Source organism: Lysobacter sp. SCRH-1R (assembly GCF_057747855.1).
Map to the genome: position 1 here is coordinate 591,540 of NZ_CM173227.1, position 13,873 is coordinate 605,412.

General features: G+C 67.9%; 16 protein-coding genes and 1 tRNA gene. 12 read left to right on the forward strand and 5 right to left on the reverse strand.

Annotated features, from left to right (window positions below; translation table 11 throughout):
- Positions 1-9 precede the first annotated feature (9 nt).
- The gene (locus AC3ANK_RS02665; protein WP_206860423.1) at positions 10-780 is read left to right on the forward strand and encodes a haloacid dehalogenase-like hydrolase; all 771 of its coding nucleotides are present in this window, start codon (positions 10-12) and stop codon (positions 778-780) included.
- Positions 781-863: 83 nt separating this feature from the next.
- Here AC3ANK_RS02665 and AC3ANK_RS02670 read toward each other — a convergent pair whose 3' ends face one another.
- Positions 864-1,298, reverse strand: coding sequence for a GNAT family N-acetyltransferase (locus AC3ANK_RS02670; RefSeq protein ID WP_206860091.1), 435 nt, complete (start codon positions 1,296-1,298; stop codon positions 864-866).
- A gap of 33 nt (positions 1,299-1,331) precedes the next feature.
- The gene (gene crp / locus AC3ANK_RS02675; protein WP_242524992.1) at positions 1,332-1,988 is read right to left on the reverse strand and encodes a cAMP-activated global transcriptional regulator CRP; all 657 of its coding nucleotides are present in this window, start codon (positions 1,986-1,988) and stop codon (positions 1,332-1,334) included.
- 262 nt (positions 1,989-2,250) lie between these two features.
- Between crp and speD the strand changes: the two genes are divergently transcribed.
- Positions 2,251-3,045 carry an adenosylmethionine decarboxylase gene (gene speD, locus AC3ANK_RS02680; RefSeq protein ID WP_206860089.1) on the forward strand — a complete coding sequence of 265 codons (795 nt, stop codon included), beginning with the start codon at positions 2,251-2,253 and terminating at the stop codon, positions 3,043-3,045.
- A gap of 69 nt (positions 3,046-3,114) precedes the next feature.
- Here speD and coq7 read toward each other — a convergent pair whose 3' ends face one another.
- Both coq7 and AC3ANK_RS02690 read right to left on the reverse strand, forming a co-directional pair.
- On the reverse strand, positions 3,115-3,759 hold the full coding sequence (gene coq7, locus AC3ANK_RS02685) for a 2-polyprenyl-3-methyl-6-methoxy-1,4-benzoquinone monooxygenase (protein WP_206860088.1): 645 nt from the start codon (positions 3,757-3,759) through the stop codon (positions 3,115-3,117).
- Between the two features lie 9 nt (positions 3,760-3,768).
- Positions 3,769-4,920 carry a heterodisulfide reductase-related iron-sulfur binding cluster gene (locus AC3ANK_RS02690; RefSeq protein ID WP_206860087.1) on the reverse strand — a complete coding sequence of 384 codons (1,152 nt, stop codon included), beginning with the start codon at positions 4,918-4,920 and terminating at the stop codon, positions 3,769-3,771.
- A 216-nt stretch (positions 4,921-5,136) separates the two neighbouring features.
- Between AC3ANK_RS02690 and rplM the strand changes: the two genes are divergently transcribed.
- From rplM to maiA, 5 genes are all read left to right on the forward strand, one after another.
- Complete coding sequence (gene rplM, locus AC3ANK_RS02695; RefSeq protein WP_115841323.1) at positions 5,137-5,565, forward strand: 50S ribosomal protein L13; 429 nt, start codon at positions 5,137-5,139, stop codon at positions 5,563-5,565.
- A 27-nt stretch (positions 5,566-5,592) separates the two neighbouring features.
- Positions 5,593-5,985 (forward strand): 30S ribosomal protein S9, encoded by a 393-nt coding sequence (gene rpsI / locus AC3ANK_RS02700; protein WP_115841324.1) that lies wholly within the window; start codon positions 5,593-5,595, stop codon positions 5,983-5,985.
- Positions 5,986-6,012: 27 nt separating this feature from the next.
- Positions 6,013-6,087: transfer RNA gene (locus AC3ANK_RS02705), tRNA-Gln, on the forward strand.
- 215 nt (positions 6,088-6,302) lie between these two features.
- Positions 6,303-7,292: a fumarylacetoacetate hydrolase family protein gene (locus tag AC3ANK_RS02710; RefSeq protein WP_484172073.1), complete on the forward strand. Its 990-nt coding sequence runs from the start codon at positions 6,303-6,305 to the stop codon at positions 7,290-7,292.
- 62 nt (positions 7,293-7,354) lie between these two features.
- Positions 7,355-8,020, forward strand: coding sequence for a maleylacetoacetate isomerase (maiA, locus tag AC3ANK_RS02715; RefSeq protein WP_484172074.1), 666 nt, complete (start codon positions 7,355-7,357; stop codon positions 8,018-8,020).
- Positions 8,021-8,227: 207 nt separating this feature from the next.
- Here the strand turns inward: maiA and AC3ANK_RS02720 are convergent, their stop codons facing one another.
- A complete protein-coding gene (locus AC3ANK_RS02720; RefSeq protein ID WP_206860084.1) occupies positions 8,228-9,340 on the reverse strand; it encodes a PilT/PilU family type 4a pilus ATPase in 1,113 nt (370 codons plus the stop codon).
- A gap of 229 nt (positions 9,341-9,569) precedes the next feature.
- On the opposite strand from AC3ANK_RS02720, the gene AC3ANK_RS02725 reads away from it, so the two are divergent.
- The 5 genes from AC3ANK_RS02725 to AC3ANK_RS02745 all read left to right on the forward strand — a co-directional run bounded on the left by AC3ANK_RS02725 (position 9,570) and on the right by AC3ANK_RS02745 (position 13,872).
- Complete coding sequence (locus tag AC3ANK_RS02725) at positions 9,570-9,827, forward strand: DUF4398 domain-containing protein (protein WP_484172076.1); 258 nt, start codon at positions 9,570-9,572, stop codon at positions 9,825-9,827.
- Between the two features lie 2 nt (positions 9,828-9,829).
- On the forward strand, positions 9,830-10,708 hold the full coding sequence (locus AC3ANK_RS02730; protein ID WP_484172921.1) for an OmpA family protein: 879 nt from the start codon (positions 9,830-9,832) through the stop codon (positions 10,706-10,708).
- Between the two features lie 389 nt (positions 10,709-11,097).
- Positions 11,098-11,316 carry an HP1242/YdcH family protein gene (locus AC3ANK_RS02735; RefSeq protein ID WP_206860082.1) on the forward strand — a complete coding sequence of 73 codons (219 nt, stop codon included), beginning with the start codon at positions 11,098-11,100 and terminating at the stop codon, positions 11,314-11,316.
- Positions 11,317-11,551: 235 nt separating this feature from the next.
- On the forward strand, positions 11,552-12,928 hold the full coding sequence (locus AC3ANK_RS02740; RefSeq protein WP_206860081.1) for a pyridoxal-phosphate dependent enzyme: 1,377 nt from the start codon (positions 11,552-11,554) through the stop codon (positions 12,926-12,928).
- On the forward strand, positions 12,928-13,872 hold the full coding sequence (locus AC3ANK_RS02745) for a 2OG-Fe(II) oxygenase family protein (RefSeq protein WP_206860080.1): 945 nt from the start codon (positions 12,928-12,930) through the stop codon (positions 13,870-13,872). The genes AC3ANK_RS02740 and AC3ANK_RS02745 overlap by 1 nt, the downstream gene beginning before the upstream one ends.
- Position 13,873 lies beyond the last annotated feature (1 nt).

Below are 13,873 nucleotides of genomic sequence, written 5' to 3' on the forward strand. Positions count from 1 at the left end.
AAGGCGAACATGCCCGAAGGCGTCGAGCACCTGCCGGGCGCGGCGGCCGTGCAGACGACGGGCGAGGACAAGCCGGGCGAACGCCCGTACGCGCCGCTGGTCGTGTTCGACTTCGACCACACGCTGTACGACGGCGATTCGGGCAGCCACCTGGTGTTGTGGCTGATCAGGCGCGATTGGGCGCGCGTGGCGGCGGCGATCGCGCTGTCGCCGCTGCTGCTGCCGCTGATCGCGTGGCTGCCGACGCGCCGTCACGCGATTTCGGTCTACCTGTGGATCGCGACGCTGGGCACGCACCGGCGCCACGACATGGACCGCCTGATCGACCTGTACGTGCGCAAGCATGCGAAGGAGATCCGCGCGCGCCTGCTGCCGACCGCGCTGAAGGTGCTGCAGAAGCACCGCGACGCGGGCGATCGCGTGATCATCGCCACCGGCGCCTCGCCGGAGCTGGCGCGCGCGATCCTGGACTTCGTCGCGCACGAGGACCTGCCGGTGATCGGCAGCATCGGCGGCCCGTTCCTCGGCGGCATGATCACCGTCGAACACTGCCATCACGAGAACAAGATGCGGATGATCTGGGACGCGGGCTACGACCAGATCGCCGTCGCGTACTCCGACAGCAGCGCCGACCTGCCGCTGCTCAAGGCCGCGCGCAAGCCGGTGGTGGTCAATCCGAAGCGCCGCCGCGTGGCGATGTTCCGCCGCGTGCTGCCACCGGGCACGCCGATCCTCAACTGGGGTTGCAAGGAGCGCGGCGGGGATCCCGTCGCGCCGTGAGGAGACTCAAGCCCTCTCACGCCGGGGAGGGCGGGGCGGTGGCGGCGTAACCGCTCGCCGAGGGTGACGCTTTCGATGGCGGACTAGTCGCCCAGCGCCTTCACGAACCGCATCGACCCGTCCAGATACCCGCACTGGCGGTAGAACGCGTGCGCCTCGGTGCGGCTGGCGTTGCTGGTGACTTCGATCCGGCGCACGCCGTAGCGGCGGCAGATCGACTCGACTTCGCGCAACAGGCGCCTGCCGACGCCTTTTCCTTGTTCTTCGGGCAGGACGACCAGGCCGGTGATGCGGCCCAGCTCATGACCGTGCACGACCGAGTAGAGCGTGTAGAGGGAAATCAGCCCGCAGGCATCGCCGTCGATTTCCGCCAGCAGCAGGTGCTGGCGCGGGTCGTGGCGGACGACGGCGATGCGTTCGGCGGCTTCGTCGCGAGAGCAGGGATAGCCGAGCTCGCCGAGCAGGCGGGCGACGTCGCTGGCGTCGCCCAGTTCGGCCTGGCGCACCCGGGCCGTCACGGCTTCATCGGGTGCGCCGGCGCGGGCCACGCGTCAGCGCGTGCCGTACAGGACGACGGTCTTGCCGCGCGCGTGCAGCTTGCCGTCGGCCTGCAGCTTCTTGAGCACGCGGCCGGCCATCTCGCGCGAGCAGCCGACCAGGCGCGACAGCTCCTGGCGCGAGACGCGGATCTGCGTGCCCTGCGGGTGGCTCATCGCCTCCGGCTCGCGGGCGAGGTCGTGCAGGGCGCGGACGATGCGGTCGGTCACGTCGAGGAACGCCAGGCGGCCGGCCTTCCTGCTGGTGTCCAGTAAACGACGGGAGATCTGCGCGCCGATGGCGTACAGCAGCTTCGGCGCGTCCAGCGACAGGCGGGTCAGCAGCAGGTCGTAGAGGCGCTCGTGGCCGATCTCTGCCAGCTCGCAGGTGCTGCGCGTGCGCAGGATCACTTCCCGCTGGTCGCTGGCGATGAACAGGCCCAGCTCGCCGACGAACTCGCCGGGGCCGAAGTAGCCCAGCACCAGTTCGCGGCCGTCTTCCTCCTCGGTGATGATGCTGACCGAGCCGGACACGATGTAGTACAGCGTGCTGGCCGGGTCGCCCGGACGGAACACATCCGTCCGCGAGGGGTAACGGCGGCGGTGGCAGTGGGCCAGGAAGCGTTCGATGGTGGCACCGTCCGGCAGCAGCGGGCTGTTGGTGCGACGCATGACGGACGAGGAGGCAGCCGGATTTGCGGACATGGGCGTGAAAGTTTTGTGATCGGTCGAGCTTAGGACGAAGTAACGCGTTGGGCAAATATCCGCCCTAGCGCGTCACTCCGTGTGAACTCTAACCTGTGACGGCAATCAGGTTCAGCCCCGGGTCGGCGCGGAAGCCCCCGCTGGGCGGTTTCCGGACCGCACGCGTTCCCCCGTGGGGGTTTGTGCCGCATAATCGCGGCCCTCGCCGCCCTACCGGGATCTCACTGCCGTGGTCAAGCCGTTGCCTCGCCTGAGGTTGCAAGGTTTCAACAACCTCACCAAGGCCCTCTCGTTCAATATTTACGACGTCTGCTTCGCGGCGTCGGAGGACGAGCGTCGTCGCTACATCGAGTACATCGACGAGGCGTACAACGCCGATCGCCTGACCCAGATCCTGACCGACGTCGCCGAGATCATCGGCGCCAACATCCTCAACATCGCCCGCCAGGACTACGACCCGCAGGGCGCGTCGGTGACCATCCTCATCTCCGAGGAACCGGTGATCGACAAGAAGGATGCCGGCAAGGAGATCATCTCCGACGCGGTCGTGGCGCACATGGACAAGTCGCACATCACGGTGCACACGTATCCGGAGACGCATCCGGACAACGGCATCGCGACCTTCCGCGCCGACATCGACGTGGCCACCTGCGGCGTGATCTCGCCGCTGAAGGCGTTGAACTACCTGATCGAGAGCTTCGAGTCCGACATCGTGGTGATGGACTACCGCGTGCGCGGCTTCACCCGCGACATCAAGGGCAAGAAGCACTACATCGACCACAAGATCAATTCGATCCAGGACTACCTGGCGAAGAACATCAAGTCGCGCTACGAGATGCTCGACGTGAACGTCTACCAGGAGAACATCTTCCACACGAAGATGCACCTGAAGGAGTTCGACCTCGACACGTACCTGTTCGAGGAAAAGGCCAAGAACCTGTCGTTCAAGGAGCGCATGAAGATCGAGGCGCGCCTGAAGCGGGAGATCGAGGAGCTTTATCACGGGCGCAACCTGGCCGATTGAGGCCGGGCTGTCGTCCTGAACGAAAAGGCCCGCGCTTGCGGGCCTTTTTTGTTGCTGTCGTGCGAACCGTCAGATGCGATACGCGACGGTCTTCATCACCTTCGACGCCATCGCCATCAGCGACGGCACCGGCGGGGGCAGCACGCGCGCGCCCGCGGCCTCGGCGTGATCGGCGTGGCGGGCTTCGTCGGCCTTCATCACTTCCAGGATCGCGCGGCTGCGCGCATCGGCGGCGGGCAGGGAGTCGAGGTGTTCGTCGATGTGCGCCTCGACCTGGCGCTCGGTCTCCACCACGAAGCCCAGGTTCCAGCCATCGCCGCGCAGGCCGGCGAGCGTACCGATCGCGAAGCTGCCGGCGTACCAGAGCGGATTGAGCAGACTGGGGCGGCTGTCGAGTTCGCGAAGGCGATCCGCGCACCAGGCCAGATGGTCGGTCTCTTCCTGCGCGGCGGCGAGCAGGTGCGCGCGCGTGGCCTCGTCCTGCGCGATCGCCGCCTGCCCGCAATACAGCGCCTGCGCGCAGACTTCGCCCACATGGTTGATGCGCATCAGACCGCTGGCGTGACGACGTTCGTCTTCATCGAGTTCGATCTGCGCGACGTCGCGCGCGGGATTCGGTCGCTGCGCGCCGGGCGCGCCGAAGACGGTGTCGAGCGCGCGCTGGGTGTCGGTGAGGAAACGGTCGAGGGGCGTGAGCTGGCGGTGCGTATCCATGCCGGCAGTTTACGCGCCGGCCGGAACGGTCCGCGGTGAAGGCGCCGCTTCGAGGCGTTCGGCCAGGAATTCGAGTGGATGCTGCACCGGCACCGCCGTGCCGTTGGCGAAGTGGAGACGGCAGCCGAGGTTCGCGCTGAGCAGCCGCGTCGCGCTGCTTGCCTCGAGCTGGCGCAGCAACGGCGCGCGGAACGCGGCGGCGCGGGCGGGATCCTCCAGCATCTGCGTGCCCGAGGCCCCGCAGCAGCCGGAGGCGTCGAGCTCGACGATCTCCAGCCCGGGCACCGACGCCAGCAGCGCGCGCAAGGCGCCAGCCGAGCGCACGACGTTGCGCTGTGTGCACGGCAAATGCAGCGCGATGCGCTCGGGCATCGCTCGCCATCGCCAGCGATCGGGGCGGACGGTGAGCTGCCGCGAGAGGTAGTCGAGGGCGTCGACGGTGCGGCGCTCCGGACCCTCGTCGACGGCCCGTGAGACGGCTTCGTGGCAGCCGCTGGCAAGCGTCAGCACGATGCTCGCGCCGCCGAATGCGTCGTGGTTGCGGCGGGCCAGTTCGTCCGCACCTGCTGTATTGCCCGCGTGCGCGTGAACGCTTCCGCAGCACGTCTGGCCGGAAGGGATGTCGACGCCGATCCCGAGCACGGCGAGGCATCGCGACAGCGCATCGCGCAGGCCGGCTTCGTACGTCCCCGCAGCGCAGCCGACGAACAGGGCGATGCGGGCTTCCGCCGATTCGACCGCTATCCGGCGGCTCGGAGCGGGCGCCGGCGGCGGCAACGGCCGCCAGCGGGCCGGCAACCACGGATGCAGCCGTCCATAGGTCCGCAGCACCAGGCCAAGCAGGGCGGGGCGCTCGACGAGCGCTTCGATCGCGCGCTGGCCCAGTCCAGCCGGCCGACGCTCGCGCTGGCGTGTCCGCGCCTGGACGAGCAGGGTGCCGTACCGGACCCCGGCCGGACAGACCGCCTCGCAGCTGCGGCAGCCCAGGCAATGGTCCAGGTGCGCCTCGCCGACCGGCGTCGGCTCGAGAGTGCCAAGCGCCCAGGCTCGGGCCAGGGCGATGCGGCCCCTCGGCGACTCGGTTTCCAGCCGGGATTCGGCGTAGGTCGGGCACGCTGGCAGGCATAATCCGCACTGCACGCAGCGGTCGGCCAGGGCCACCAGCGGATCCGGGGCGGTGGGTCGGAGCGGGGCGGCGGGCGGCATGGCGCAATTCTAGCCGGGCGGGCCGGGCGACTTGCGGCGCCGTCCCGGGCCGGCTATCATTCCGCCTCTTCGTTTTACCCCCTCTACAACGCGTGGCGAAGTTCCGCCGGTCCGGCCCTGCCGGAAACGAGTACGGAACCAGCCCGACCGGAACACCATCAAAGACCAGTCATGAAGACTTTTACCGCCAAGAACGAGACCGTCCAGCGTGACTGGTACGTCGTAGACGCCGAAGGCAAGACCCTCGGCCGCCTCGCTTCCGAACTCGCCCGCCGTCTGCGCGGCAAGCACAAGCCGGTGTTCACCCCGCACGTCGACACGGGTGACTACCTCATCGTGATCAATGCCGAGAAGGTGGCCGTCACCGGCAAGAAGCTGCAGGACAAGCAGTACCACCGCTTCACCGGCTACATCGGCAACCTCAAGACCGAGACCCTGGCCCAGGCGCTTGAGCGCCATCCGGAGCGCGTCATCGAGATCGCCGTGAAGGGCATGCTGCCGAAGAATCCGCTCGGCCGCGCCATGTACCGCAAGCTCAAGGTCTACAAGGGCTCCGAGCACCCGCACGCCGCCCAGCAGCCGCAGCCGCTGGACTTCTGATTCGGACCCTATTCTTAGAGACATCCCATGGCACTCCAGCAGAACTACGGCACCGGCCGCCGCAAGTCCTCCACCGCCCGCGTTTTCCTGCGCAAGGGCGCTGGCAACATCACCGTCAACCAGCGTCCGCTGGATGAGTTCTTCGGTCGCGAAACCGCGCGCATGATCGTGCGCCAGCCGCTCGAACTCACCCAGTCGACCGACAAGTTCGACGTCGTCGTCACCGTCGCTGGCGGCGGCATCACCGGCCAGGCCGGTGCGATCCGCCTGGGCATCGCCCGCGCGCTGGTCGAGTACGACGAAACCCTGAAGACCGAGCTGCGCAAGGCCGGCTTCATGACCCGCGACGCGCGTGAAGTCGAGCGTAAGAAGGTCGGTCTGCACAAGGCCCGCCGCGCTACGCAGTTCTCGAAGCGCTAATCGTTTTTGGGTTACAATCTGTCCCATAGCCCCGTCGCCAAGCGGTAAGGCATCTGACTCTGACTCAGACATTCGGTGGTTCGAATCCATCCGGGGCTGCCAGACAAAACAAGAAACCCGCCGCAAGGCGGGTTTTTTGTTGCCTGCGATTCCATGGCTCCGATACGTGACGCGTCTCGCGGCACCACGGCGGCGAGCCGCCGCCCGCGCTGTCAGAATGCGCCGGTGTTTTGCGTTCTCGTTCATGTCTCGCCACGCCGCGCGCAGTCGTTACAATTGAAACCATCGCGCGGCAGCGCTGGAATCCGGGAGTTTCGATGAAGCTTGGTTCACTGAAGGAAGGCGGTCGCGACGGCACGTTGATCGTGGTTTCGCGCGATCTTTCGCGCGGCGTGCGCGCCACCGGCATCGCCGACACGCTGCAGCGCGCGCTGGAAGACTGGTCGAACACCGCGCCGCGCCTCAACGCGCTGTACGACGCGCTCAATGAAGGCAATGCCGAAGGCGCGTTCGATCTCGACATGACCGCACTCGCCGCGCCGCTGCCGCGCGCGTACGAATTCGTCGATGGCTCGGCGTACCTGCCGCACGTCGAGCGCGTGCGCCGCGCGCGCGGCGCCGAAGTGCCGGAGAGCTTCTACACCGATCCGCTGATGTACCAGGCGGTGAGCGCCGGCTTCTATGGGCCGCGCGATCCGGTGCGCGTGCCGAGCGAGGAGTACGGCATCGACCTGGAAGCGGAAGTGGTCGTGGTCACCGACGACGTGCCGATGGCCGTCACGCCCGCGGAAGCGGCCTCGCACATCCAGCTCGTCGGCCTCGTCAACGACGTGTCGCTGCGCAACCTCATTCCGAACGAACTCGCCAAGGGCTTCGGTTTCCTGCAGTCCAAGCCGCGTTCGGCGCTGAGCCCGGTGTTCGTCACGCCGGACGAACTCGGCGACGCATGGCAGGGCAACAAGGTGCACCTGGCGCTGACCACGCACATCAACGGCGAGTGGTTCGGTGCGCCGGAAGCGGGCGTCGACATGCAGTTCGATTTCGCGCAGCTCGTCGCCCACGCGGCGAAGACGCGTCCGCTCTCGGCCGGCACGATCGTGGGCTCCGGCACCGTCGCCAACCAGGACACGTCGCTGGGCGCATCGTGCTTCGCGGAAAGGCGCACGGTCGAGACGCTGGAAACCGGCAAGCCGATCACGCCGTTCATGAGCTTCGGCGACACCGTTCGCATCGAGATGCTTTCGCGCGATGGCGCGAGCGTCTTCGGCGCGATCGAGCAGCGCATCGAGAAGGGCGGCAACGCCTGACGCATCACGCCGCGCATGGCCTCGCGCCGTGCGCGGATCGACACAGCTTCGCGGGGAACGGCATGGCGGCTGAGCATCTGCGGTTGTACTCGTATTGGCGATCGAGCGCGGCGTATCGCGTGCGCATCGGGCTGAACCTGAAATCGCTGCCGTACGAGACGGTGCCCGTGCACCTGGTGCGCGACGGCGGCGAGCAGCATTCGGATGCCTACCGGCAGATCAATCCGCAGGAATTGGTGCCGGTGCTTCAGCATGGCGATCGCGTGATGCGGCAGTCGGTCGCGATCCTGGAATACCTGGACGAAACCTGGCCCGAGCCGCCGCTGCTGCCCGCCGCGGCACGCGATCGCCAGCGCGTGCGTGCGCTGGCGCAAACGATCGCCTGCGACATCCATCCGCTGAACAACCTGCGCGTGCTGCAGCATTTCGATCGCGCATGGCATGTTCCGCAGCCCGAGCGCGACGCGTGGGTGCAGCACTGGATCCACGAGGGATTCACCGCGCTGGAGGCGATGCTCGCCGACCATCCCTCGACCGGCATGTTCTGCGAAGGCGATTCGCCGACGCTGGCCGACTGCTGCCTCGTGCCGCAGGTCTACAACGCGCGGCGCTTCGCGGTGGATCTGTCGAAGTACCCGACGATCACCCGCATCGAGAAGGCGTGCCTGGCGTTGCCGGCGTTCGAAGCCGCGCGGCCGGAGAAGCAGCCGGACGCGCCGGTGACATAGACTGCGCTGAGCCGGGGCTTTTGTAGCCCCGGAAAGCGAAGCGCACCGGGGGCCGCCGTGCTTGCGTCCGGAGCGTTATCACACGAAGCATCGCGGGCGCCGAGGCGACCGCACGTCCGTCCCTCGGCCCAACCCCTCTCCCGAGGGAGAGGGCTCAACAGCGCGGCCCGCAGGCGCCGACGTGGTCCGATGGAGGGCGCCCGAGGATTACTGGGTGGCCGAATCGTAGATATCCGCGTACGGATCGTGTTCGCCAGTGGAGCCCTCCGAGAGGCGGAACTTGAGCGCCAGGCCTTCGCGGGAGTCGGCGGCCTTCAGCGCCTCCTCCATGTCGATGCGGCCTTCCTTGTGCAGGCGGAACAGGCACTGGTCGAACGACTCCATGCCTTCCTCCAGCGATTCCTCCATCGCCTGCTTGATCTCGTGCACCTGGCCACGACGCATCAGGTCGCGGATGTGCGGCGTGTTGATCAGCACTTCCGCCGCCGGCAAACGGCGGCCATCGGTGCCGACCACCAGGCGCTGGCTGACCACCGCGCGCAGGTTGAGCGCGAGGTTCATCAGCACGTTCTTGTGCGCCGCTTCCGGGAAGAAGTTGAGGATGCGTTCCAGCGTCTGGTCGGCGTTGTTGGAGTGCAGCGTCGCCAGGCACAGGTGGCCGGTTTCGGCGAAGGCGATGGCCGCCTCCATCGTGGTCGCGTCGAGGATTTCGCCGATGAGGATGACGTCCGGCGCCTCGCGCATCGCGTTCTTGAGCGCGTTGTGGAAGGCGTGCGTGTCCAGGCCGACCTCGCGCTGGTTCACGATCGACTTCTTGTGCTTGTGCAGGTATTCGATCGGGTCCTCGATGGTGAGGATGTGGCCCGAGATGTTGCTGTTGCGGTAGTCGATCATCGACGCCAGCGTCGTCGACTTGCCCGAGCCGGTGGAGCCGACGATCAGCACCAGGCCGCGCGGGGCCATGATGATGTCCTTGAGCACCTGCGGCAGCTGCAGTTCCTCGATCGACGGGATCACGCTGCGGATCGCGCGGATCACCATGCCTACTTCGCCGCGCTGCTTGAACACGTTGATGCGGAATCGGCCCGCTTCGGGGAGCGCGAGCGCCATGTTCAGTTCAAGGTCACGCTCGAAAAGCGGAACCTGTCCCTCGTCCATCAGGGAATAGGCGATCTTCTTGACCATGCCCGGAGGCAGGCCGGTGTTGCCCAGGGGGTAGAGCTTGCCTTCGACCTTGATGTACACAGGTGCGCCGGTCGTCAGGAACATGTCCGACGCGTTCTTTTCCGTCATCAGCTTCAGGAAATAGCCGATGTCCATGCAAGCAACCCCTATTCTTGCGCCGTCACGCCCCGGAACGGTCCCGTTGCAAGCGCGGCGGCGGCTTTACGACAATGGCCGGGTACCTAACTCAGGCACGGCCTCCCCAATGCGTCCAAGCTTCGCACAATTCCGATTTCCGCTGCTGGCTGCAGTTCTCGCTTCCGCACTCTGCTCCTGCGCTTCGCTGCCACCGCCGACGGGCGAGCTGGCCGCGGCCCGGCAGGCCGTGACCCGCGCCGAGGACGCCGACGCCGACCAGTACGCGCCGCAGGAACTGGGCACCGCCCGGACCGGGCTGTCGCAGGCCCAGGCCGCGATGAGCGCCGGCGACGACGACGAGGCGCGGCGCCTCTCGCTCGCGTCCGCCGCCGACGCCGACCTGGCATACGCGAAGAGCCGCGAGGCGCTGGCCACGGCCGAACTCAACCAGCGCCGCGCGGAAGTCGCCGAGCTGCGCAGCCGCCTGCAGGAGGCCCAGCCGTGACCATCCGCCCGATGCTCCTGACCCTCGCGCTGGCCGCGTCCTTCGCCGCCACGCAGGCCCATGCGGCCGACAACCCCGATGCGGCCCGCCTGTCGCAGCGCCTGACCGCGCTCGACGCCGATTCGACCCTGAACACCTTCGCCGCCTACGAGCGCCTGCAGGCACGGCAGGCGATCGGCGTCCTCGATCAGGCCGCCAAGCGCGATCGTCCGGGCGCGCTGTACGTCGCCGAGCGCCGCGTCGCGATCGCCGAATCCGCCGCGCGCACGCAGGCCATGCAGCGCCAGGCCGACCAGCTGGAGCGCGAGCGCGCCGAGCTGCTGGTCGAGGCCAGCCAGCGTGACGCCGCGCGCGCCCGCGCCGAGAACGAGCGCCTGCGCCTGCAGGCCCAGATGCAGGCCGAGGAAGCCGAACGCCTGCGCCTGCAGAGCGAGGCCGACGCCGCCGCGATGCAGGACGTCGAGACCGCGCTGAAGGGCGTGGCCGGCGCCCAGACCGCGCGCCTGAACGCCGCCCGCGAACGCCAGGCCAAGCTCGCCCGCGAGGAAGCCGAACTGGTGACCGGCGGCAAGCTGCCGGCCGCCAAGCGCGACAATCGCGGCGAAGTGTTCGCGCTGGGCAAGGGCACCTTCGGTTCCGGCAAGGCCAGCCTCAGCGATGGCGCCCAGACCACCGCCAGGACCATCGCCGCCTACGCGCAGGCCTCGTCCTCGCCGGGCGTCCGGGTCGAGGTGACCGCCGCCGATGCCCAACTCGCGCAGCGTCGCGCCGAGGCCGTCCGCGACGCGCTCGTGGCCGGCGGCTGGCCGCAGGGCCAGGTGCAGGTGACCGGTCGCGCCGGCAAGGGCGATCGCGCCGAAGTCGTCGTTCAGTCCAAGTAAATCTGAGCGAAAACAATCAGTTACGCTGAATGCGCGGAAGCGCGGCGCAGACCGCCTTCCGTTCGTCGCGACCTTCGCGACGGTGCTCACAAGCCGCCCTCGACGCCCTTGCCGACCGCTGGAGGGAGGAGTAGGGTCGGTACTCCAAGCGGCCTGTTTTCCGCTTGGCGATGAGCCCGGTCGATGACGTCAACGCCCCTCTCGCAGGACCCCGCCGCCCCACGTCAGTACGGGGCCGGTCCTTGTGAGGCCGCCGCCCCGACCGGCTCTTCCACGACCCCGCGCAACGCCCTGGCCCGAGGACGGCTGGGGCGTTTTCGTTTGCGGGGCCTTCCGCACGGGCCCGGGCCTCGCGCCCGGGCTTCCATACCCGCTGAAGGAGGCTCTACATGTTCGAAGAACGACCGCAGCCGGAGATCGAGGCGCTGATGAAGGCCAACCCGGAATTCAAGCAGCTCTACCAGCGCCACAAGGATCTCGACAAGAGAGTGATGGATGCCGAACTGGGCGTGCTACCGATCGACGACATCACCCTGGCGCAGATGAAGCGCGAGAAGCTGGCTGCGAAGGACCGACTGGTCCGCATGTACGACCTGCAACACCACTGACGTCCACCCCTTTCCTCGCCGCGGGCGGCGACTTCCTCGTCGGTCTCTCCGCCCGCGTCTCCGAAGAGCCGGGGCGGCTGCGCCCAGCAGCCGCCCCGGTGCGAAGGAACTTCCCCTCCCCGATGGCGCCCGCATGGCCGGGCGCCCCCTGGCGCGCCGCGAATCGCGGCCCCGGCGGCGCCGCGACGTCCATCCGGCCTTTCCGCGCTTCACGCCGGGCTTTTACACTGCCCGGATGAGCATCCATCAATCCGTACTCGAATTGATCGGCGACACGCCGATCATCAAGGCGCAGCGCCTGGACACCGGCGTCTGCGAGCTCTATCTCAAGCTCGAATCGCAGAACCCGGGCGGCTCCATCAAGGACCGCATCGGCCTGTCGATGATCGAAGCGGCCGAGAAGGCGGGGCGAATCCGCCCCGGCGACACGCTGGTGGAAGGCACCGCCGGCAACACCGGCATCGGCCTGGCGCTGGTCGCGCAGCAGAAGGGCTACAAGCTCATCCTCGTCGTGCCCGACAAGATGAGCCGCGAGAAGATCTTCAACCTCAAGGCGATGGGCGCGCAGGTCGTGCTCACGCGTTCGGACGTCGCCAAGGGCCATCCCGACTACTACCAGGATCTGGCCGAACGCCTCGCGCGCGAAACGCCCGGCGCGTACTTCATCAACCAGTTCGGGAACCCGGACAACCCGGCCGCGCACGAATTCGTCACCGGCCCGGAAATCCTGCGGCAGATGGGCGACGTCGGCGGGCTCGACGCGATCGTCTTCGGCTGCGGCAGCTCGGGCACGATGACCGGCCTGTCGCGCTACTTCGCGAAGGAATCGCCGGATACCGAACTGATCCTCGCCGATCCCGTCGGTTCGATCCTCGAGGAATACATCAACCGCGGCACGCTGTCGGACAAGTCGGCGAGCTGGATGGTCGAAGGCATCGGCGAGGATTTCCTGCCGCCGATCTCCGACTTCACCCGGGTGAAGAAGGCCTACGCGATCAGCGACAAGGAAAGCTTCCTCACCGCGCGCGAACTGCTGGAGAAGGAAGGCATCCTCGGCGGTTCGTCCACCGGCACGCTGCTCGCCGCGGCGCTGAAATACTGCCGCGAACAGACCACGCCGAAGAAGGTGCTGACGCTGGTGTGCGACACCGGCAACAAGTACCTGTCGAAGATGTACAACGACTACTGGATGCTGGACAACGGCTTCCTCGCGCGCCAGTCCACGGGCGACCTGCGCGACCTGATCCTGCGTCCGTTCTCGCAGCGCGACACGGTGGTCGTCGGCCCGAACGACCTGCTGGTCACCGCGTACCAGCGCATGAAGCTGTACGACGTCTCGCAGCTTCCCGTGATGGACGGCGACAACATCGTCGGCATCGTCGACGAGAGCGACGTGCTGCTGCACGTGTACGGCGACGAATCGCGCTTCCGCGATCCGGTGTCGACCGCGATGGTGAGCAAGCTCGACAAGATCGACGTGCGTTCGCCGATCGAATCGCTGCTGCCGGTGTTCGATCGCGGGCATGTCGCGATCGTCGTGGACGGCGAGAAGTTCATCGGCCTGATCACGCGCATCGACCTGCTCAACTACCTGCGCAGGCGCGTGCAGTAATGAACGCCGCGGCGTCCGCGCACTGGCTGCCGGGCGACCGGTTGCCCGACGTGCGCCTGCGCGCTGCCGACGGAACGAACTGCACGCTGCACGCCGAATTCGCCGGCGCTCCGTTGTGGCTCGCAACGCCGGCCGATGCGCAGGACGCCGCGCGGCTTCCGCAGCCGCCGTCCGGCACGTTCGCGCTGTGCGTGGGTCCGCAGGCGCCGGTCGGCGCACCGCAAGGCTGGCGCGCGTTCGCCGCCGATGCGCGCTGGTGCGCCGGCGTCGGCACCGGCCTGCTGTGGCTGGTCGACGCGAACCTGCGCCTGTGCGCGTCGCTCGCGTTGCCGCAGCGGGCGCCGCCTGCAATAGCGCATCCGATCGAGCCGTTGACGGGTGAGCGCACGTTTCCGATCGCGCCGGTGCTGCAGATCCCGGGCGTGTTCGAGCCCGGGTTCTGCGCCGAATTGATCCGTCATCTCGAAGTCGACTGCGGCGGCGGCGACGTGTCCGCGGTGATGGTGATGCAGGACGGCGAACGGCGGATGCAGGTCGATCCGGACATCAAGCAGCGGCGCGAGACGATTCCGCGCGACGCGCAGCTCGAAGCGCGCATGCACGAGCGGCTGATGCGTCGCGCGCTGCCGGAGATCGCGCGCGTGTTCAATTTCGAAGTGCGGCGGCGCGATCCGTTCAAGCTGCTGGCGTATCCGGAACGCGCGGGCTATTTCCGCGCGCATCGCGACAACGAGTCGCCCGACGTCGCGCACCGGCGCTTCGCGCTGTCGGTGAACCTCAACCAGGGCGACTACGTCGGCGGCGAGTTCCGCTATCCGGAATTCGGCCCGCACCTGTTCTCGCCGCCGACCGGTGCGGCGCTGGTGTTCTCGTGCTCGCTGCTGCATGAAGTGCTGCCGGTCGAACGCGGCACGCGTTACGCGATGACCACGTTCCTGGCCTGAT